The 20,411-nt window shown below is 71.4% G+C and carries 18 protein-coding genes; 6 read left to right on the top strand and 12 right to left on the bottom strand.

Annotated elements, in window-relative coordinates; genetic code table 11:
* Window positions 1-96: 96 nt before the first annotated feature.
* From F1721_RS14685 to F1721_RS14675, 3 genes are all read left to right on the top strand, one after another.
* On the top strand, window positions 97-1,314 hold the full coding sequence (locus tag F1721_RS14685) for a PspC domain-containing protein (protein ID WP_150067211.1): 1,218 nt from the start codon (window positions 97-99) through the stop codon (window positions 1,312-1,314).
* A complete protein-coding gene (locus F1721_RS14680) occupies window positions 1,307-1,504 on the top strand; it encodes a hypothetical protein (RefSeq protein WP_150067210.1) in 198 nt (65 codons plus the stop codon). The genes F1721_RS14685 and F1721_RS14680 overlap by 8 nt, the downstream gene beginning before the upstream one ends.
* 94 nt (window positions 1,505-1,598) lie before the next feature.
* A complete protein-coding gene (locus F1721_RS14675) occupies window positions 1,599-2,489 on the top strand; it encodes a glycoside hydrolase family 16 protein (protein ID WP_150067209.1) in 891 nt (296 codons plus the stop codon).
* A gap of 59 nt (window positions 2,490-2,548) precedes the next feature.
* On the opposite strand, the gene guaA is transcribed toward F1721_RS14675, so the two are convergent.
* From guaA to F1721_RS14660, 3 genes are all read right to left on the bottom strand, one after another.
* Window positions 2,549-4,135 carry a glutamine-hydrolyzing GMP synthase gene (gene guaA / locus F1721_RS14670; protein WP_150067208.1) on the bottom strand — a complete coding sequence of 529 codons (1,587 nt, stop codon included), beginning with the start codon at window positions 4,133-4,135 and terminating at the stop codon, window positions 2,549-2,551.
* A 296-nt stretch (window positions 4,136-4,431) separates the two neighbouring features.
* The gene (locus F1721_RS14665) at window positions 4,432-5,070 is read right to left on the bottom strand and encodes a response regulator (protein ID WP_150067207.1); all 639 of its coding nucleotides are present in this window, start codon (window positions 5,068-5,070) and stop codon (window positions 4,432-4,434) included.
* Window positions 5,058-6,260 (bottom strand): sensor histidine kinase, encoded by a 1,203-nt coding sequence (locus tag F1721_RS14660; protein WP_246154888.1) that lies wholly within the window; start codon window positions 6,258-6,260, stop codon window positions 5,058-5,060. The genes F1721_RS14665 and F1721_RS14660 overlap by 13 nt, the downstream gene beginning before the upstream one ends.
* Before the next feature lie 135 nt (window positions 6,261-6,395).
* Here F1721_RS14660 and F1721_RS14655 point away from each other — a divergent pair, with 135 nt between their 5' ends.
* Complete coding sequence (locus tag F1721_RS14655) at window positions 6,396-7,295, top strand: CPBP family intramembrane glutamic endopeptidase (RefSeq protein WP_246154887.1); 900 nt, start codon at window positions 6,396-6,398, stop codon at window positions 7,293-7,295.
* Between the two features lie 163 nt (window positions 7,296-7,458).
* Here the strand turns inward: F1721_RS14655 and F1721_RS14650 are convergent, their stop codons facing one another.
* The 3 genes from F1721_RS14650 to guaB all read right to left on the bottom strand — a co-directional run bounded on the left by F1721_RS14650 (window position 7,459) and on the right by guaB (window position 12,280).
* Entirely contained in the window at window positions 7,459-9,171 is a 1,713-nt protein-coding gene (locus F1721_RS14650) for a GMC family oxidoreductase N-terminal domain-containing protein (RefSeq protein ID WP_150067205.1), read from the bottom strand.
* Window positions 9,172-9,473: 302 nt separating this feature from the next.
* The gene (locus F1721_RS14645) at window positions 9,474-10,604 is read right to left on the bottom strand and encodes a GuaB3 family IMP dehydrogenase-related protein (RefSeq protein WP_150067204.1); all 1,131 of its coding nucleotides are present in this window, start codon (window positions 10,602-10,604) and stop codon (window positions 9,474-9,476) included.
* Between the two features lie 164 nt (window positions 10,605-10,768).
* On the bottom strand, window positions 10,769-12,280 hold the full coding sequence (gene guaB / locus F1721_RS14640) for an IMP dehydrogenase (protein ID WP_150067203.1): 1,512 nt from the start codon (window positions 12,278-12,280) through the stop codon (window positions 10,769-10,771).
* Window positions 12,281-12,558: 278 nt separating this feature from the next.
* Here guaB and F1721_RS14635 point away from each other — a divergent pair, with 278 nt between their 5' ends.
* A complete protein-coding gene (locus F1721_RS14635; protein WP_150067426.1) occupies window positions 12,559-12,930 on the top strand; it encodes a DUF5319 domain-containing protein in 372 nt (123 codons plus the stop codon).
* A 76-nt stretch (window positions 12,931-13,006) separates the two neighbouring features.
* Here F1721_RS14635 and F1721_RS14630 read toward each other — a convergent pair whose 3' ends face one another.
* From F1721_RS14630 to F1721_RS14615, 4 genes are all read right to left on the bottom strand, one after another.
* Window positions 13,007-14,098, bottom strand: coding sequence for an anti-sigma-D factor RsdA (locus F1721_RS14630; RefSeq protein WP_150067202.1), 1,092 nt, complete (start codon window positions 14,096-14,098; stop codon window positions 13,007-13,009).
* Complete coding sequence (locus F1721_RS14625; RefSeq protein ID WP_093155087.1) at window positions 14,099-14,671, bottom strand: sigma-70 family RNA polymerase sigma factor; 573 nt, start codon at window positions 14,669-14,671, stop codon at window positions 14,099-14,101.
* 489 nt (window positions 14,672-15,160) lie between these two features.
* On the bottom strand, window positions 15,161-15,757 hold the full coding sequence (locus F1721_RS14620; RefSeq protein WP_029536209.1) for a response regulator transcription factor: 597 nt from the start codon (window positions 15,755-15,757) through the stop codon (window positions 15,161-15,163).
* 298 nt (window positions 15,758-16,055) lie between these two features.
* The gene (locus F1721_RS14615) at window positions 16,056-17,153 is read right to left on the bottom strand and encodes a MerR family transcriptional regulator (RefSeq protein WP_150067201.1); all 1,098 of its coding nucleotides are present in this window, start codon (window positions 17,151-17,153) and stop codon (window positions 16,056-16,058) included.
* 198 nt (window positions 17,154-17,351) lie between these two features.
* Between F1721_RS14615 and F1721_RS14610 the strand changes: the two genes are divergently transcribed.
* The gene (locus F1721_RS14610; RefSeq protein ID WP_093155089.1) at window positions 17,352-17,657 is read left to right on the top strand and encodes a WhiB family transcriptional regulator; all 306 of its coding nucleotides are present in this window, start codon (window positions 17,352-17,354) and stop codon (window positions 17,655-17,657) included.
* 189 nt (window positions 17,658-17,846) lie between these two features.
* Here F1721_RS14610 and groL read toward each other — a convergent pair whose 3' ends face one another.
* A complete protein-coding gene (gene groL / locus F1721_RS14605; RefSeq protein ID WP_150067200.1) occupies window positions 17,847-19,469 on the bottom strand; it encodes a chaperonin GroEL in 1,623 nt (540 codons plus the stop codon).
* Window positions 19,470-19,598: 129 nt separating this feature from the next.
* Window positions 19,599-19,889, bottom strand: a complete 291-nt coding sequence (gene groES / locus F1721_RS14600; protein WP_010316109.1) for a co-chaperone GroES — start codon at window positions 19,887-19,889, stop codon at window positions 19,599-19,601.
* Window positions 19,890-20,411 lie beyond the last annotated feature (522 nt).

The raw sequence follows: 20,411 nt of genomic DNA, 5'->3' as shown, positions 1-20,411 counted from the left end.
CCTGGCAACTCAACCACCGACTGGCAATGACATTCCGGGCCGGATCAGGGGCGTCCCTGATGCTCCGGGGGTCGCCTGGCACCGATAGTGGTTGGCATGAGCACGACGAAGCGCGCCGGAGTCGCGGCGTTCGAGGACACCCTGCGGGACTTCTGGGCGACCCGCCCGGTCCGGCCGCGGTTCGGCGGCAAGGTGGGTGGCGTCTCCGCGGCGATCGGCCTCCGGTACGGCATCGATCCCATCCTGGTCCGGGTCGCCTTCGTCCTGGCCGCCATCTACGGCGGTGCGGGCGTAGTGCTCTACCTGCTGGGCTGGTTGCTGTTCCCGAAGGAGGGCGACCCGGTTCCCGGCGGTCCGAAGCCGAAGCCGGAGCCGACCTCCAGCACGCTCGCCGTGATCCTGGTGCTGCTGCTGATCCCCAGCGTGTTCTGGCTGACCAGCTCGCCGTCGATCATCGGGCTCGCGGTGGGGCTGGGCGCGTTCTACCTGGTGCACCGCACGTACGGCGACCGCAACGTGGCACCGCCCGCCGCGGCACCCACCACGACACCGGTGCCCGACGCGACGCCCGCGGGCGAGAACACCTGGGTCTACCCCGGTGCCGAGTCGACCTCGAAGACCGAGCAGCAGACCCCGCCCGCGTGGGACCCGCTCGGCGCCGCACCGTTCGCCTGGGACCTGCCGGAGCCCGGCGAGCCAGAACCGCCCGAGCCGAAGCGGCCGCCGCGGCGCTGGATCACCTGGGTGACGCTGGTGCTGGCGGCCTTCGCCGGTGGTCTCACCGGCTCGCTGGGAGCGCCGCTGTACGTCTCGCTGGCCATCGCGCTCGGCGTGCTCGGGGTGGGGATGCTCCTCGGCTCGTTCCTGCGCGGCGGGCGGGGGCTCATCGTCGCGGCGGTCCCGCTGGCGGCCGTGGCGATGCTGGCCTCGGCGCTACCGGCGAGCACCTTCGGCGGCTCCGTCGGCGACCAGCAGATCCGCCCGGCGGCCCTCAGCGGCCTGGCCCCCGACTACCAGCTGTCGGCCGGGACGGTCACGCTGGACCTGCGGGACATGCAGATCGCCGACGGCGAATCGGCCAGCAGCGCGACCAGCGTCGGGGTCGGCGACATCGTGGTGCGGCTGCCCCGGGACGTCGACGCGACCGTGCGGTGCAAGGCGGAGCTGGGCGACGTGCAGTGCTTGAACCAGACGTCCAGCGGCGGCACCGCGGACCAGACGACGACCGACCTCGGCCCGGACGGGCCCGGCGGCGGTCAGCTGACCCTCGACCTGCGGGTCGGGGTCGGGAGCGTGGAGGTGACCCGTGACTGACGAGCGGACCCCCAGCCGCCGGGAGCGCGGCGGACCGGACCTGGTCGCCCTGGTGGGCGGGCTGATCACGGTCACCGTCGCGGGCACCGTGCTGTTCGGCCTCGGCGGCCAGCTGCAGTGGCTGCTGGCGCTGACCGCGGTGACGATCGGCGTCGTCATGCTGGTCGCCTCCCTGCGCACCCGCAGCTGAGCACCCGGCCAGAACTCGCCAATCCCGCCCGCCCCTCGGACCGCACCGCGATACTCAATCGCTCAAGAAGCGGTTCTGACGGTGAGGAGCGGTGATGGTTCGGAACAAGTTGCTCGCGAGCGCCGCCGCGCTCGCGGTGTTGGGCGCGGTGCCGCTGGTGGAGGCCAGCGCCGCACCCCGCGCCGAGGTGTTCTTCGACGACTTCTCCGGAACCGAGCTGGACCGTTCGAAGTGGACGGTCGAGGTCACCGGGGAGAACTTCGGCACGGTCAACCAGGAGCAGCAGGCCTACGTCGACTCGCCCGAGACCATCTACGTCGAGCACGACCCGGCCACCGGGGCGGAGAACGGCGCGCTCGCGCTGCACCCCCGCTACAAGCCGGGCACGCAGGCCCCGGACGGGCAGACCTACGACTTCGTCTCCGGCCGGGTCAAGACCCAGGACAAGGTCGAGTTCACCTACGGCAGCTACTCGGCGCGGCTCAAGCTCCCGGAGAACGCCACCGGCAGCGGCCTGTGGCCCGCGTGGTGGTCGCTGGGCGCGAACATCGACAACGGCAAGCCGTGGCCGGACTGCGGTGAGATCGACGTGATGGAGCACGTCGGCGAGCCGTGGACGAGCTCGGCGATCCACGGCCCCGAGTACCACGGCGACACCCCGTTCACCCAGCGCCAGGAGTTCCCGGGCGGCAACCCCGCCGACTGGCACGTCTACCGCGCGGACTGGACGCCGGACGGCATCGCCTTCTTCGTCGACGACGTCGAGACCTACCGCGTCACCAAGCAGGACATCGAGTCCAGGGGCTGGACCTGGGCCTACGACGACCCGCACTTCCTGATCCTGAACTTCGCCCTCGGCGGCGCCTACCCGAACGGCGTCAACGGCGTCACCGAGCCCTACTTCGGCCTCCCGCAGTCCACTGTGGACCGGATCGCCACCGGCGAGGTCCGCTACCTCGTCGACTGGGTCCGCGTCGAGCAGTAGCGAAGACGAAGAACCCCTCCCGCCGGTTCGGCGGGAGGGGCCCTGTCAGCTCTGCGGGATCACTCCCACTCGATGGTGCCCGGGGGCTTGGACGTCACGTCCAGGGTCACCCGGTTGACCTCCGCCACCTCGTTGGTGATCCGGGTGGAGATGCGCTCCAGGACGTCGTAGGGCAGGCGGGTCCAGTCCGCCGTCATCGCGTCCTCGCTGGAGACCGGGCGCAGGACCACCGGGTGGCCGTAGGTGCGGCCGTCGCCCTGGACGCCGACCGAGCGGACGTCGGCCAGCAGGACCACCGGGCACTGCCAGATGTCGCGGTCCAGACCTGCGGCGGTCAGCTCCTCGCGGGCGATCGCGTCCGCCGCGCGCAGCGTCTCCAGCCGGTCCGCGGTGACCTCGCCGATGATCCGGATGCCCAGGCCCGGGCCGGGGAACGGCTGCCGGTGCACGATCGTCTCCGGCAGGCCCAGCTCCAGGCCGACCCGGCGCACCTCGTCCTTGAACAGCGCGCGCAGCGGCTCGACCAGCTCGAACTGCAGGTCGTCGGGCAGGCCGCCGACGTTGTGGTGGCTCTTGATGTTCGCCGCGCCGGAGCCGCCGCCGGACTCCACCACGTCCGGGTAGAGGGTGCCCTGCACCAGGAAGTCGATGTGCTCGCCGGACTCACCGGCCTCGGCCTGCAGGTCGCGGGCGGCCTGCTCGAAGACGCGGATGAACTCCCGGCCGATGATCTTGCGCTTCTGCTCCGGGTCGGTCACCCCGGCCAGCTCGCCGAGGAACCGGTCCGCCGCGTCGATGGTGACCAGCCGGACGCCGGTGGCCGCGACGAAGTCGCGCTCCACCTGCGCGCGCTCCCCGGCGCGCAGCAGGCCGTGGTCGACGAAGACGCAGGTCAGCTGGTCGCCGATGGCGCGGTGTACCAGCGCGGCGGCCACCGCGGAGTCCACCCCGCCGGACAGCGCGCAGATCGCGCGGCGTTCGCCGACCTGCTCGCGGATCGCCGCCACCGTGTCGTCCACGATCGACGAGGTGGTCCACTGCGGGCGGACCTTGGCGATGTCGTGCAGGAAGCGGCGCAGCACCTCCTGGCCGTGCGGCGAGTGCACCACCTCGGGGTGGTACTGCACGCCCGCCAGCTGCCGCTCGACGCTCTCGAACGCCGCGACCGGGGTGTCCTTGGTGGCGGCGGTGACGGTGAAGCCCTCCGGCGCCTTGCTCACCGAGTCGCCGTGGCTCATCCACACCGGGTGGTGGCCGGGCATCTCGGCGTGCAGCGTGCCGCCGTCCCCGCTGACCTCCAGCTCGGTGCGGCCGTACTCGCGGGTGCCGGTGTGCTCCACCGTGCCGCCGAGGGCCGAGGTCATCGCCTGGAAGCCGTAGCAGATGCCGAAGACCGGGACACCGGCCTCGAACAGCGCCGGGTCGACCTGGGGGGCGCCGTCGGCGTAGACGCTCGACGGGCCGCCGGAGAGCACCACGGCGGCGGGGTTGCGCCGCTGGATCTCCTCGACCGGGGTGTCGTGCGGGACGACCTCGGAGTAGACCTGCGCCTCCCGCACCCGGCGCGCGATCAGCTGCGCGTACTGGGCGCCGTAGTCGACAACGAGAACAGGCCCCTGGGCGCTGTTGCTTGCGGAACCGGACACGTCGTCGCGACCTCCTAGCTGAGCCGGTGAGCTGCGGCCATTGTCCCAGGTAACCGATGCCACAGCGGCATCGGCCCCGGTAGAGCTGCCAGCGAAGCTGTCCGCGCCTTTACAAGCGGCGGCAGCCGCTTTGAGTACGCACGCAGGGCGACCGCCCGCGGGTTCTGAGTGCTTTCCCGGCGAGGACGGCCCCTCCGCCGTGCATTGGGCATACCTCAGGAGGGGCACCCGCAGTCCGGGGAAGCACTCAGGTTCCGATGAGCGACCACCTTCGCAACACGAGCACCAACAGGCTCTCAGCCGCCGAGATGCGCCAGCACGGCGAGCACCCGGCGGTGGCCGGAGTCGCCAACGGGCAGGTCCAGCTTGGCGAAGATGTTGCCGACGTGCTTGAGCACCGCCCGCTCGGTGACCACCAGGCACTGGGCGATCTCGCCGTTGGCGTACCCGGCCGCCATCAGCGCGAGCACCTCGCGCTCGCGGGGCGTCAGCGCGGCCAGCGGGTCGTGGCGGCGGGTCATCAGCTGCGAGACGACTTCGGGGTCCATCACGGTGGCCCCGGCGGCGATCCGGCGCAGCGAGTCGACGAACTCGTCCACCCGCGAGACCCGGTCCTTGAGCAGGTAGCCCACCGCGCCGCGGCCGTCGGAGAGCAGCTCGCGCGCGTAGGTCTCCTCGACGTACTGCGAGAACAGCAGCACCGGCAGCTCGGGGTGCAGCTCGCGGGCGCGCAGCGCCGCCCGCACCCCCTCGTCGCGGAACGAGGGCGGCAACCGGACGTCCACCACCGCGATGTCCGGCGGATCGGTCGTCACGGCTTCGAGGAACGCCCCGGCGTCGGCGTGCACCCCGGCCACCTCGATCTCCGCCGCGGCCAGCAGCAGCTTCAGGCCCTCGGCCAGGATGACGTTGTCCTCGACGATCAGAACCCGCACGGCAGGACCACCTCGATCCGGGTCGGGCCGCCGGCCGGGCTGTGCACCGCGGTGCGGCCGTCCAGCGCGGCGACCCGCTGCCGGATGCCGGTCAGCCCGGTGCCGCCGGACTCCACCGCCCCGCCCGCGCCGTCGTCGCCGACCTCGATCCGCAGCTCGCCGCCCTCCCGACGCACCGACACCGCGGCGCGCTGCGCGCCGGAGTGCTTGGCGACGTTGGTGAGCGATTCGGCGACCGCGAAGTACGCGGCGGCCTCGACCGCGGCCGGTACCTCCCCGAGCTCGCCGACGGAGACCTCGGTGGGCACCGGGCAGCGCGCGCCCAGCGCGGACACCGCCCCGGCCAGCCCGCGGTCGGCGAGGATCGGCGGGTAGAGCGTCCGCACGACGTCGCGCAGCCCGGCCATCGCTTCCTCGGCCCCGTCGCGGGCCTCGCGCACCAGCCGCAGCGCGGCCTCCGGATCGGAGGTGGCGGTCTTCTCCGCGATCCCCAACCGCAGCGCGATCGAGACCAGCTGGGCCTGCGTGCCGTCGTGCAGATCGCGTTCGATGCGCCGCAGCTCCGCGCCGTGCGCCTCCAGCGCTCCGGCCCGGGTCTCGGCGAGCTCGTCGACCCGATCCGCCAAGCGCTCCGCCTCGGACGGGGCCAGCAGCCGCAGCGAGACCCGGGCCTGCGCCTTCGCCAACGCGGGCACGGCCCACACCAGCAACGCACCCGTCAGCGCGAGCTGCACCGCGCCGAGCCCGAGCGCGGTGCCCCAGTCCGACGGGAGCACGCCCAGCAACGTGACGTCGGGGATGACCGGCCAGAGGACCACCGACGCCAACGTCGCGGGCACCCCGAGCGCCGCGACCAACCCCAGCAGGCCCGTGACCAGCCCGAACAGCGCGTGCACCACGAGCCAGCGCAGGTCCCGCCAGGTCATCGGCGAGCGGACGACCTCCTTGAACCCGGACGCCGAGCGGATCGGGGCGACCGGGGTGCCGAGGTAGCGCCCGGCGCGCCGCCGCTCCCACTCGGTCCAGCGGTGCAGGGCGGCCGCGGCGGCGGGGAGCAGGAAGACCCCGGCGCCCAGCACGACCAGCAGTCCGGACACCGCGAACAGCGGCACGACGATCAGGGCCGCCAGCGCGGTCACCAGCGCGGGCAGCAGGACGCCCAACCCGCGCACCGCCGAGCGCAAATCCATCGTCATCTCCTCCGGTTTCACCGACAGCGCCGATCTTGCCGAAGTCGAGGTCCGCGCGCGGTGGTGTTCACGACACCTTTCGCCCGGGTGCCGACGCCCTGCCGCCCCCGTCGGCGGCGACCTAGCTTCACCGGGGTGAGATCGAAGATCCGACCCGTGCTGACCTTCGTCCTGCTCGCTTGCGCAGGCATGTGGCTCGCGATGATTCCGTTGCTGGTCACCGGTTTTCAGCGCACGAGCAGCGATGTGGGAATGGGCGCGCTGGAGCAGATCTGCATCGGTGCCGCGATGCTGACGCCTGCCCTGGCGGCCCTGGTCGCGCTGCGCCGCTGGGAACCCGGGACGCCCGTCCGCGCGACGCTCGGGTTGACCTGGAACCGGCGCACCGCGCTGGACTGCCTGTTGGCCCTCGCCTGCCCGCTGGTGCTGACGCTGCTGGCGCTCGGCATCGGCACCGCGGCGGGAACCTACCACCCGGATCTCGCGGACCTCTCCGGGTTCCGCCAGCAGTTCGCACCGGAAACCGTTGGACAGCGGGGTATTCCGCTCACCGCGCTGGCGGCCTGGGCCGGTTCGCTGCTGGTGCAGATGCTCGTCTCGCTACCGCTGTTCTTCGGCGAGGAGCTCGGCTGGCAGGGCTACCTGTTCCCGCGCTTGCGCCCGCGCGGACCGGTTTTCGCCGTGCTGACCACCGGATTCGTGTTCGCCCTCTGGCACCTGCCCACGCTGCTGCTGGGCGGTCAGTACCCGAGCACCCCGTGGCCGGTGGCGATCGCCGCCTTCCTGATCACCTGCGTGCTCGTGGTGCCGATCTTCGCCTGGCTGCGCGCCCGATCGGCATCGGTGATCCCGGCGGTCGTCGCCCACACCGCGGTCAGCACCGCGGCTGTCCAGCTCCCGTGGGTCCTCGCCGACGCCGACCACCCGCCGCACCCGCTCACCAGCGGCCTCACCTCGTGGCCCGGCTGGCTCGCGATGTCCGTCCTGGTGTCCGCCCTGGTGCTCCGCCGTCGGCAGAACCGCAGTTTCAATTGAAACTGCACCCCCACCGAGCCCGAGCCCCACAACTTCCATTGAAGTCGGACGTCCGATTTCAATGGAACTTCCATCAGGTCCGTGGACAGCAGCCGCGAAGGGCGACCGGCACCGGTCGGCACCGCCACGCAGAACGAGGTTGGAAGACCTCATCCCCCCGGGGTCAGACGATCGGGAGCTGGAGCGCCGCCGGGGCGCTGGCCGGGACCGCCGGGGACTTCGGCTCGACCGGGGCCACCTTCCGGTAGCCCTCGTGCTGGTCGGGACGGGTGTCCGTCTCGCCCTTGTTCGGCCACATCGCGAAGGCCCGCTCCGCCTGCGCCGTGATGGTCAGCGACGGGTTCACCCCGAGGTTCGCGCTCACCGCCGAACCGTCCACGATGGACAGCGTCGGGTAGCCGAAGGCCCGGTGGTACGGGTCGATCACGCCGTGCTCGGCGTCGTCGCCGATCGCGCAGCCGCCCAGGAAGTGCGCGGTCATCGGGATGTCGAACAGCTCGCCCCAGGTGCCGCCCGCTATGCCGCCGATCTCCTCGGCGACCAGCTCGTTGGCCTGCTCCCCGGCCCGGATGTAGGTCGGGTTGGGCGCGCCGTGCCCCTGCTCGGAGGTCAGCTGCGTGCGCCCGAACCGCTTGCGCAGCTTGGTGGTCAGCGAGTTGTCGAGGCTCTGCATGACCAGCAGGATCACCGTGCGCTCGCTCCAGTTCTTCACCGACAGCAGGCGCAGCGCGTGCAGCGGGTGCTTGCGCAGGTATCGGAACCACTGCCGCAGCCGCGGTTCCGGGGTGCCGCCCTTGGTCGGCAAGGTCTGCAGCAGCCCCATCGCGTTGGCGCCCTTGGTGTAGCGCACCGGCTCGATGTGGGTGTTCTCGTCGGGGTGGAACGACGAGGTGATCGCCACGCCGCTGGAGAAGTCCTGCTCGGGGTCGACCTCCGGCATCTGCGCGCCGATGATCGACTCGGAGTTGGTGCGGGTGAGGCGGCCCAGCCGCGCGGACAGCCGCGGCAGATCACCGCGTTCCTTGCTGCGGTGCAACAGGTTCTGCGTGCCCCAGGTGCCCGCGGCCACCACCACCTGGTCGGCGCGGAAGATGCGCGGGCGGCGGTTCCACTTCGCGCCGGTGCGCACCGTGCCGATGCGCCACCGGCCGTCCGCGCCCTGCGCCAGCCGGTTGACCGTGGTCAGCGGGAACACCTGCGCGCCGCCCGCCTCGGCCAGGTACAGGTAGTTCTTCACCAGCGTGTTCTTCGCCCCGACGCGGCAGCCCGTCATGCACGCGCCGCACTCGGTGCAGCCGGTGCGGGCGGGCCCGGCACCGCCGAAGAACGGGTCGGCCTCGGTCTTGCCCGCGGTGCCGAAGTAGACGCCGACCGGCGTGGCGTGGAAGGTGTCCCCGACGCCCATCTGCCCGGCGACCTTCTTCATCACCACGTCCGACGGGGTGGTGGTGGGGTTGTCCACCACGCCGAGCATCCGCGTCGCCTGGTCGTAGTACGGCGCGAGCTCGGCCTCCCAGTCGGTGATGTGCGCCCACTGCGGGTCGTTGTAGAACGGCTTCAGCGGCCGGTAGAGCGTGTTGGCGTAGTTCAGCGAACCGCCGCCGACGCCCGCCCCGGCCAGGATCAGGACGTTCTTCAGCAGGTGGATCCGCTGGACGCCGTAGCAGCCGAGCTGCGGCGCCCACAGGAACTTCCGCAGGTCCCACGACGTCTTCGGCAACTCGTCGTCGGTGAACCGCCGCCCCGCTTCGAGCACGGCCACCCGGTAGCCCTTCTCGGTCAGCCGCAGCGCGGCCACGCTGCCCCCGAACCCGGACCCGATCACGACCACGTCGAAGTCGGTGTCCTCCCGGTGCGCCCCGTCACGTCCAGCCATGCGCGACAGACTAGACGTAATTACTCGCCAGTAGCTAGTCCCCATCCGCGCGGATTTCCCGGCAGGAGCATCAGATCCGGTCGGAAACCAGATCGCCGCCGCCCGGCCATCGCACCGTTCTGCCTGCCTGGCGCTCACAATCCCGCGTTGCATCGGGCAAGCGGCGCCAGCCGCTTTCGGCGGTGAACAGCTGCCGCGAAGGGCGACCGGCACCGAGCGGACACCACCGCATGCGCCGCAGGCGCATAGCCCACCCCCGCAACCGGCACCGCCACGCAGAACGAGCCTGGAATTCCCTCAGATCAGCCGCGGAGGGTGAGGCCGACCTTCTGGAACTCCTTGAGGTCGCGGTAGCCGGTCTTGGCCATCGCTCGGCGGAGGCCGCCGAAGAGGTTCAGCGTGCCGTACGGGTCGCTGCTCGGGCCGAACAGCAGCTTCTCCAGGTCCGCGTCCGAACCGGCGAACCCGACGATCTCGCTGCGCGGCAGGCTCGGGTGCGCGGCCGCCGAGGTCCAGTAGTAGCCCTGCGCCGGGGACTCCGCGGCCTCGGTCAGCGCCTCGCCGAGCATCACCGCGTCCGCACCGCAGGCGATCGCCTTCGCGATGTCCCCGGAGTAGGCCAGCGAACCGTCGGCGATCACGTGCACGTACCGGCCGCCGGTCTCGTCCAGGTAGTCGCGGCGGGCCGCGGCGGCGTCGGCGATCGCCGTCGCCATCGGGACCCCGATGCCCAGGACCTGGGTGGTCGTCGCGGAGCGGGACTGGCCGAAGCCGACGATCACCCCGGCCGCGCCGGTGCGCATCAGGTGCATCGCGGTGCGGTAGTCGCCGACGCCCCCGGCGACCACCGGCACGTCGAGCTCGGCGATGAAGCGCTTGAGGTTCAGCGGCTCGCCGTCCCGCGCCACGTGCTCGGCGGAGATGATCGTGCCCTGCACGACCAGCACCTCGACACCGGCCGCGAGCAGGTCCGGGGTCAGCTCCTCGGCGTGCTGCGGGCTGACCCGCGCGGCCACCGTGACGCCGGAGTCCTTGATCTGCTTCAGCGAAGCGGCGAGCAGGTCGTGCCGGATCGGCGCGGCGTGCAGCTCCTGGAGCAGGCGGATCGCCGCCTCCGGGTCGCTGTCCTCCTCCGCGGCGCGCACCACGTCGAACAGCTTCTGCTCGACGTTCTCGTGCCGCGCCCACAGGCCCTCGGCGTTGAGCACGCCGAGCCCGCCGAGCTCGCCGATGCGCACCGCGGTGGCGGGCGAGACGACCGCGTCGGTCGGGTGCGTCATCAGCGGGATGTCGAAGCGGTACGCGTCGATCTGCCACGCCAGCGACACGTCCTTCGAGGAGCGGGTGCGCCGGGACGGCACGATCGCCACGTCGTCCAAGTCGTAGCCGCGCATCGCCGTGCGGCCCATGCCGATCTCAACCTGATCCCGCACCGTCAGTCCCTCCTCGCCAGCACCGCTGTCCAACACGACATTCTCTCTGCGGCATCCGAGTGACGCGCAACGGGGGCCCTTAGCGCTGGGTGATCGTCCGACCACGACGACCCGGGTACGACGCGGCCGCCGCGCCCGTGGACGCGGCGGCCGGGTCGGCGGGGTCAGCGGACCGTGTAGTTCGGCGCCTCGACCGTCATCGTGATGTCGTGCGGGTGGCTCTCCTTGAGACCGGCCGCGGTGATCCGGACCAGCTTCGCGTCCTGCAGCTCCGGGATCGTGCTCGATCCGGTGTAGCCCATGCCCGAGCGCAGACCGCCGACCAGCTGCGCGACGACCTGGGCCAGCGGGCCGCGGAACGGCACCCGGCCCTCGATGCCCTCCGGCACCAGCTTGTCCTCGGAGAGCACGTCGTCCTGGAAGTAGCGGTCCTTCGAGTAGGACTTGCCCTGGCCGCGCGACTGCATCGCGCCCAGCGAGCCCATGCCCCGGTAGACCTTGAACTGCTTGCCGTTGACCAGCACCAGCTCGCCCGGCGCCTCGGCGGTGCCCGCCAGCAGGCTGCCCAGCATCACCGAGCTGGCCCCGGCGGCGATCGCCTTGCCGATGTCCCCGGAGTACTGGATGCCGCCGTCACCGATGATCGGCACGCCCGCCGGGCGGCAGGCCATGCTCGCCTCGTAGATCGCGCTGATCTGCGGCACGCCGACCCCGGCGACCACGCGGGTGGTGCAGATCGAGCCCGGCCCGACGCCGACCTTGACCGCGTCCGCCCCGGCGTCGATCAGCGCCTGCGCGCCCGCGCGGGTGGCCACGTTGCCGCCGATCACGTCGACGGAGTTGCCGAGCTCCTTCTTCAGCGTGGTGACGGTCTCCAGCACCGAGCGGGAGTGGCCGTGCGCGGTGTCCACGATCAGCACGTCGACCCCGGCGTCCACCAGCGCCATCGCGCGCTCGTGCGAGTCCGCGCCGACGCCGACCGCGGCGCCGCACAGCAGTCGGCCGTCCGGGTCCTTGGTGGCGTCGGGGTACTGCTCGGTCTTGACGAAGTCCTTGACCGTGATCAGGCCGCGCAGCTTGCCCGCGCCGTCCACGATCGGCAGCTTCTCGATCTTGTTGCGGCGCAGCAGCCCGAGCGCGGCCTCCGCGGTGACGCCGACCTGCGCGGTGATCAGCGGCGCGGCGGTCATCACCTCGCGCACCCGGCGCGTGTAGTCGACCTCGAAGCGCATGTCGCGGTTGGTGATGATGCCGACCAGGGTGCCGTCCGGGTCCGTCACCGGGACGCCGGAGATGCGGAAGCGGGCGCACAGCGCGTCCACCTCGGCGAGCGTGTCGTCCGGGGAGCAGGTGACCGGGTCGGTGACCATGCCCGCCTCGGAGCGCTTGACCACCTCGACCTGGGAGGCCTGCTCCTCGACCGAGAGGTTGCGCTGCAGGATCCCGACACCGCCCTGGCGGGCCATCGCGATCGCCATCCGCGCCTCGGTCACGGTGTCCATCGCGGCCGACAGCAGCGGGACGCGCAGCCGGATGTTGCGGGAGAGCTGCGTCGACGTGTCGACCCCGCTCGGGATGACGTCGGACTCGTCGGGCAGCAGGAGCACGTCATCGAAGGTCAGCCCCAGAGTCGCGAACTTCGAGGGGAGGCCGGGTGCGGTGAGTTCGCTGGTCATGGCGAGGGATGTGCCTTCCTTCACGCTACGGTCCACAACCGGAGGATGCGGCTGGATTGTTCCTCGGCGATCACGTCGTCGACGGTTACGTCTGGCAACGCGGCATCGGCTTCGGGGATTCCCCCAATGATAGAGACCACAGGTCAGGGGCCGGTTGGGGCATCCGGGCAGTCGTGCGCCACGCCACCCCGGCGCGCGCGGAGCGGTGGACAACACCGCCCCGACAGCCCCACGAGGTGGACGCAGCCGGTACCGTGCGGGCCGTGCCGCACGATCCGATGCCCCCAGACCCGTTCGCGGGCGACCCGGAAGATCCGAGCATGGCACTCGGTGATCACGACGCCGACGACGGGCCGCCGCTCGGTGACGAGGAACGCGCCGAACTGCTCGCCGACCTGACCGACCTCGCGGTCTACCAGGCCCTGCTGGAGCCCCGCGGCATCCGCGGCATCGTGGTGGACTGCGCCGACTGCGGCGAGTGCCACTACCACGACTGGGAGCTCCTGCGGGCGAGCCTGGAGCAGCTGCTGCACGACGGCCGCATGCGCCCGCACGAACCGGCCTTCGACCCGAACCCCAGCGAGTACGTCACCTGGGAGTACTGCCGCGGCTACGCGGACGGCGTCACGGAGAGCGAAACCACGCGCTGATCATTCGGCAACAACCGGGCATAGGAGAAGAGGGCTCTCGCCGCGGCGAGAGCCCTCTTCTCGTGTCACTACCCGATCACGGGTGGCTGGTGTTGCTGTTCTGGGGGAACAGGCCGCCCCAGCTGCTCGACGGGTTCTCCGAGCTGCCGCTGGTCTCGCTGGGCGAGGTCGTCGTCTCCGTCGGGGTGGACGAGGTCGGCGGGATCGACGAGCTGTCCGTCGGTTCCGGCGGTTGCGTCGGCTGCGACGGCGACGGCGTCGAGGTCGGCGGCGTCGTCTGCGGAGTCGACTCGTTGCTGGTCGGCTGCTCGCCCTGGTCGATCCGCTTGGTCAGCGAGGCGTGCGCCGCCTGCAGGTCGGACAGGCCGTGCTCGTCGTCGATCACGCGCATCTGCTGCTGCGCGGCCTCCAACGCGGCCTGCGCAGCAGTGCGGTTGCCCCGCTCTATCGCGCTCTCCGCGGTGTTCAGGTCCTCGCGCGCCGAGCTCGCCGCCTGCACCGCGCGGGTGTGGTCGGAGTAGAGCACCTGCGCGACGCCCCACAGCATGTCGCCGGGCTGCGCGTCGCGGGCCGCCACACCGACACCGGTGAACCCGATCATCAGCACGGCAGCCGCCGTCGCGACCGGCACCAGGTGCCGCCGCTTGAGCCGTCGGCGCGGGCGCGTGCCCTCGGCGATCGCGGTGGCCGCGGTCTCCACGTCGACCAGGTCGCCGATCGGCGAGGAATCGACGTCATGCCGCCACGCCACCAGCAGCGCCTCCAGGCTGGGGCGCTCCCCGGCGGCGGGCACCGCCACGTCGGGGTTCGTCCCGCCCAGCGCGTCCAGCAGCGCGTCGTCGTCCTGCAGTGCGGCCAGGTCGATCGGCTCGTCCAAGTCGTCGTGGTCGACCAGCTCGCCGGCGTCGTCCGCGCTGTCCTGGTCCTCCGGCCGCGGCCGGAAGGCGAGCACCGCGGCGCCGTCCGAATCGGCGTCGCTTCGGGTGGTTTCGGACTCGGCCGAGTCGGAATCCCGATGGTTGTCGCTCAGTTCCGTTCCCTCGTCTGCGGGCTCCTCGGCGGGAACCACGTCCCGCTCGTCCGCCCGGGTCGAACGGTCTTCGTGCTGGCCGGACTCGACCGGGTCGCGTCCTGCCTGCTCCCCCTCGGGCCCCTTCCGCTCAGCCATTCAGACCACCTCCTCCGCGGACAGCGTCTTTCGCAGCCGGGCCAACGCGCGGTGTTGAGCCACGCGTACCGCGCCCGGCGTCGAGCCGACCGCTTCGGCGGTTTCCTCCGCCGACAACCCGACGACCACCCGGAGCAGCAGGATTTCCCGCTGCTTGGCCGGGAGGACGCGAAGCAGTTGCGCCATCCTGCCCGAGAGCTCACCTTGCATCGCCCGCTGCTCCGGACCTGCTTCGGACTCCGGGGTGTCCGGAACGTCCGCCACGGGTTCGGAGCGGTTGCGGGCCAACGCTCGGTGCGCATCAGCCACCTTGTGCGCGGCGATGCCGTACACGAACGCCAGGAACGGACGACCCTGGTCCTTGTAGGAGGGCAACGCGGTCAGCACCGCGAGGCACACCTCTTGGGCCACGTCGTCCGCCGAAGCGAACGACCTCTCGTTTCGTCCGACTCTGGCGCGGCAGTACCGCACCACCAAAGGACGGATTTCGGCCAGCAAGCGCTCGATCGACTGACGATCGCCGTCGACGGCGGCGCTTACAAGAGCGTCCAGCCCGTCCCCCACGTTGGTCATCGCAGACAGCAGCCCTGGTGTTACGCGTTCAAGCGACTCGGATTTGCCCGGCGAACATCGCGTGCACCGCACGCCGCGCCGAGCTCACCGTACCGGCCGATGAGCGCTCGTTGAACAGGGACTCGGGATCAGGGGCGGGCGTGGTCACGCATCCACATCTACCAGACACCGCACGGGATGGCGTTTCGCCTGGTCATCGAGATCTTGCTCGGAACTCCGAGACGGAAACCGGGAAACCCCGGGAGGGGCCGCGGCGGCGTTTCGGGGCGTATCGCCGTTTTGCCCCGTGTGCCGCTTCGGCCCGTTCCCCCCGACTTTCGACAGGGCCATGACTCGCGTCACGCCGCCCACCCGGAAGCGCTCCCGGACCTCCGAGCGGTGACGCGAGCCACAGCCGCTGCCGTAACGTCAGCTCGCGCAGGGGCCAACGTCCCCGTCGAGCACCGGCGGCTGCGCGGACGGCCCGCCGATGCGCTCCGATCGAACGGATCAGGCGACGAGACCGCGGCGGAACCCGTGCGCCACCGCTTGGGCCCGGTCGCGGACGCCGAGCTTGCGGAACAGCCGGCGCGCGTGGGTCTTGACCGTGTCCTCCGAGAGGTAGAGCTCGCGGCCGATCTGGCCGTTGCTCTTCCCCTGGCTCATGCCGCGCAGCACCTGGAGCTCGCGCTCGGTCAGCTGCACGCCGGGATCGGACGGCTGTCGGGGAGCGGGCACCGAGGTGCTCGCGAGCGTGTGCGCCAGCGCCGCGACCAGTTCCGGCCGCGAGGCGTCCCAGCGGAGGTAACCGCGGGCACCACCGGCGATCGCGGCAGCGATGCTGGCCGCGTCGTCGGGAGCGCCGAAGACGATCACGTTCGCTTGCGGATGCGCTGAGACGAGCCGCCGGGTGGCCTCGACCCCGTTGGGGACCGCGCGCTGCGTGCCGACCAGCACGACATCCACGGCCTGCCGCGAGAAGCGGGCCAGCAGCTCGTCGCCATGCGCGACGCAATCGATTCGACTCACTCCGGGGACAGCAGACATCACACGAGTGAGCCCTTCCCGGACGCTACGTCGGTCATCGCAGATCAGGACCGTCGTCACGGGAACTCCTTCCTGCAGGCGAGTGACGTTCCACCTCCCCTATCGGACGCAGGGGCCCAAACCTTGACACGATCCGGTGCTTAATCCGTCAAGAAATTTCGCGGCCACCCCGTCCGACCCCGGTTCACCGGAACGGAGCAAGGAGGTGGGCAACTACCCCGCGCAGCCACCCATCACCCGTCATACCTGCAGTATTCACCCGATTGCAGCTCGTCGTGACCGCGATTTCGCCCGACCGGCGGAACCCGACAACTCACCCTGACACGATCGATGTGATTTAGGACACAGCGAGCTTAACTCATCCCAGGACGGTTTCCGAAACACGCGCCACAGCGGTCTCCAGCGAGCCGAGCAGTTCCACGTGCGGCGGCAGCGCCTCCGCCGACCACCCGCCACCCGCCACGAAGGCCCGCGCGCGCTGCCGCGTGATCGGGATGTCCTCCAGCACCCGCGGCGAGGCGTAGTGCGCCTGGTCCGCCCACAGGACGACGGCAGCGGGCGCGGAGCGCCGGACCGCGGCCGCCAGGCCCTCCCGGGGCAGCGAAGCGCCGAACAGGCGGTGCCCGACGCGGTTGGCGGCCAGGGCGGCGGCGAGCGCCACGAGTTCGAGCTCCTGCGCCTCGCCGGGCACCGGGGCGAGCACCACCGGGCGCGGGTTGAGCGGGGCCGGAGCGGTCGCGATCACCGAGCGCAGCGCCGTGGAGGCGCAGTCGACCAGCAGCTGGAGGACCTCGATGCCGGAGCCCGAGCGCTGGCGGCGCTCGCTGACCGCGCGCAGGACGGGCTGCAGCATGCCCTGCCACGTGGCCACGACGCCTTCGGAGTTCATCGCCTCGATCAGCAGCCGCTGCACCGACCAGGAGTCCAGCGCCAGCGCCGCCCGCCCCAGACCGCGGGCCTCCGGACCGGCGCCGGTGAGCTTGAGGCCGCGACCTCCGGTGTTGGAGCCGACCAGCTTGATGTCGCCCGCGCCGTCCAGCACGCCGGACAGCAGCACCGGACCTTCGCCGTTCTCCTCCGGCTGCTCGGCGACCTCCGGCGACCGCTGCGGCGGCGGTGCGGCCACGGCGCGCGCGTACCGGGCGGCCTCCATCGGCGAGGCGCCGCGCAGCAGAGCGCGCTGCATCTGCTCCAGGCGCGCGATGTCGGCCGGTCCGTAGCGGCGGTGGCGACCGCTGGTGTGGTCGCTGGGGCCCAGCCCGTACCGGCGGTCCCAGGTGCGCAGGGTCGCTGGCGCGACGCCGAGGCGACGGGCCACCGCCGCGACGCTGAGCCGCGGCTCGTCGTCCGCGCCCGGCTCGGCGCCGTCCGAGGTGGCCGGGCGCCCCGCGTCGTCGATCGGGACGGGGGTGTCCTCCCCCGGTGCAGGTTCCGGCCGCGTCGTCACGCGGGACATATTCCGGTTCCGGCCCGTGCGGGGCAAGCCGGTCCGGTGACGATCACGTCCCCCGAAAAGATCACTCCAATGATGAACAAGTTTTGACGCGATAAGGGTTGAACAAGTTTTGGCGCGGTTTTACGGTTGGATCATGCGAGGCTGCGGCGGGCCCGCCGCAGCAGGGAGGGGATCCACCGGTGGGAGGTGGTTGTCGCAATGGCAGACACTCGACGTCTTCCAGGACCGAACGCCGATATCTGGGATTGGCAGATACGGGGCTCCTGTCGAGGTATGGACAGCGCGTACTTCTTTCATCCGGACGGCGAGCGGGGCCCGGCGCGAGCTCGGCGCGAGGCGAAGGCAAAAGAGGTGTGCCAGCACTGCCCGGTGATCGCCCAATGCCGCGCTCACGCGTTGGCGGTGCAGGAGCCGTACGGCATCTGGGGCGGGCTGTCGGAGTCGGAGCGCGAAGTGATCATCAAGGCGCGCAAGCGCCAGCAGCTGGCGGTCGCGGCCAGCTGACCGGCTTGCGCTGATCGAGGCGCGCGGCCTCGGTGCCGGAGTCGAATGACCACGAGGGGCGTCATTCGGCTCCGGGCAGGACGGAAGGAGATCGGGGCGGCACCCGCACTGGGTACCGCCCCGATCTTCGTCGTGCTCAGTTGTGCGCGGCCGGACCGCCGCGCGAAGCGACCGGCGGAACTCCTCCGGTCAGTGGCCGTGCCCGTGGCCGTGGCCGTGACCGGCCTCGGCGGCCTCTTCCTCCGGCTTCTCCACGACCGCGCTCTCGGTGGTGATCACCATGCGGGCGATGGAGGCCGCGTTGGCGACCGCGGAGCGGGTCACCTTCAGCGGGTCCACGACGCCGGCCTGGACCAGGTCGCCGTACTCGTCGGTGGCCGCGTTGTAGCCCGAGCCCCAGTCGAGGTCGCGGACCTTGGACACCACGACGGCGCCCTCCTGGCCCGCGTTGCTGGCGATCCAGTACAGCGGGGCCTCCAGCGCGCGGCGGACCAGCTGCACGCCGGTGGCCTCGTCACCGGAGAGCCCGAGGTCGTCGGACAGCACCTTGGCGGCGTGGATCAGGCTGGACCCGCCGCCGGGCACGCTGCCCTCCTCGGCCGCCGCCTTGGCCGCGGCGACCGCGTCCTCGATGCGGGACTTGCGCTCCTTGAGCTCGGTCTCGGTGGCCGCGCCGACCTTGATCACCGCGACGCCGCCGCTCAGCTTGGCCAGCCGCTCCTGCAGCTTCTCGCGGTCCCAGTCGGAGTCGGTGGCCTCGATCTCCTTGCGGATCTGGTCCACCCGGTCCCGCACGTCCTCGGCCTTGCCGCGGCCGTCCACGATGGTCGTGGTGTCCTTGGTCACGGTGACGCGCCGCGCCGAGCCGAGCACCTCCGGACCGACCTCGGACAGCTTCAGCCCGACCTCCGGCGCGATGACCTGGGCGCCGGTGGCGACCGCCAGGTCGTCCAGGAACGCCTTGCGGCGGTCGCCGAAGAACGGGGCCTTGACCGCGACGACCTTGAGGGTCTTGCGGATCGCGTTGACGGCCAGGGTGGACAGCGCCTCGCCCTCGACGTCCTCGGCGATGATCAGCAGCGGCTTGCCGTTCTGCGCGATCTTCTCCAGCAGCGGCAGCAGGTCCTGCAGGTTGGAGATCTTCTCCCGGTGCAGCAGGATCTGCGCGTCCTCCTGGACGACCTCCTGGCGCTCCGCGTCGGTGACGAAGTGCGGGGAGATGAAGCCCTTGTCGAACTGCAGGCCCTCGGTGATCTCCAGCTCGGTGGCCAGCGTCGAGGACTCCTCGATGCTGATCACGCCGTCCTCGCCGACCTTCTCCATCGCCTCGCCGATCAGCGCGCCGATGGCCTCGTCGCGGGAGGACACGGTGGCGATCTGGGCGATGTTGTCGCGGCCCTTGACCGGGGTGGCCTTGGCCTTGAGGGCCTCCACCACCGCGTCGGTGGCCTTCTGCACGCCGTTGTTCAGCGCCGTCGGGTTCGCGCCCGCGGCCAGGTTGCGCAGGCCCTCGCGGACCAGCGACTGGGCGAGCACGGTGGCGGTGGTGGTGCCGTCACCGGCGACGTCGTTGGTCTTGGTCGCGACGTTCTTGGCGAGCTGGGCGCCCAGGTTCTCGAACGGGTCGCTCAGCTCGATCTCGCGGGCGATGGTCACGCCGTCGTTGGTGATCTGCGGTCCGCCGAACTGCTTGTCCAGCACGACGTGCCGACCGCGCGGCCCGAGGGTGACCTTCACCGCGTCGGCGAGCTGGTTGACGCCGCTCTCCAGCGCGCGCCGGGCCTGCTCGTCGAAGGTGATCTGCTTAGCCATGGTTGCAACAGCCCTTCACGGGTACCTGATCTGGTCTGCTCGTCCCGGGGGTCGCCACCCCGGACGTGAATCCGCCCCGGGGTCCCGCGGTCGGGACCGCCGGGGCGGCACTGCTCGCGCGTGGTTGCGTCAGTTGACGACGGCCAGCACGTCGCGGGCGGAGAGGATCAGGTACTCCTCGCCGTTGTACTTGACCTCGGTGCCGCCGTACTTGGAGTAGATGACGACGTCGCCTTCCTTGACATCCACCGGGATGCGGTTGCCCTTGTCGTCGACGCGACCCGGGCCGACGGCCAGAACCTTGCCCTCCTGGGGCTTCTCCTTGGCGGTGTCCGGGATCACGATGCCGGACGCAGTCGTCGTCTCGGCCTCGCTCGCCTGGACCACGATCTTGTCCTCAAGCGGCTTGATGCTCGCCACGGTGTGACCTCCACCTTCTGGGGCCTTCGAAGCGTTGTCTGGGTTAAGACGGCTCCGTGGCTCCCCGCCGTCGCGGGTGCCGGGGCGCTGCGGCGCCGTTCTGCTAGCACTCTACCGACGAGAGTGCCAACGCTCAACAACCACCCGCATCCCCCGAAGGCCGGAGTGTTGCAGGCGCCCTCCGACGGCCGCCCGGCGCGGCCACCCGCCGTGCCCGAGCCGGTTCGGAGCGCGACCGCGGCGGTCTCCGGCGCCCCGACCTGGGACGTTGTGACAGGTGATCAACTCTGCGTGATCTTCGCAGGTAGATCGGCATGCGGGAAAAGTCACCAATGCCGGAGGGGGTGCACGGATGTGGCGTTCGGTGCCCTAAGTTGCCAGGCATGCCAGCCCTCTCCAAGCCCGCGAACCGGCCGTGGGAACGACGCCCCCGACCCGCGCGCCCGCCCGGCCCGCCCGGTCCGCCGACCCGAGCCGGTTGGCGCCCGAAGTGATCGGCCCGCGGCCCCGCAGCAAGCACGA

Origin of the sequence: Saccharopolyspora hirsuta (assembly GCF_008630535.1) — a bacterium.
Classification (GTDB): domain Bacteria; phylum Actinomycetota; class Actinomycetes; order Mycobacteriales; family Pseudonocardiaceae; genus Saccharopolyspora; species Saccharopolyspora hirsuta.
Note: the sequence above shows the minus strand (reverse complement) of the source record. Positions and strands in the feature narration are given on the sequence as shown.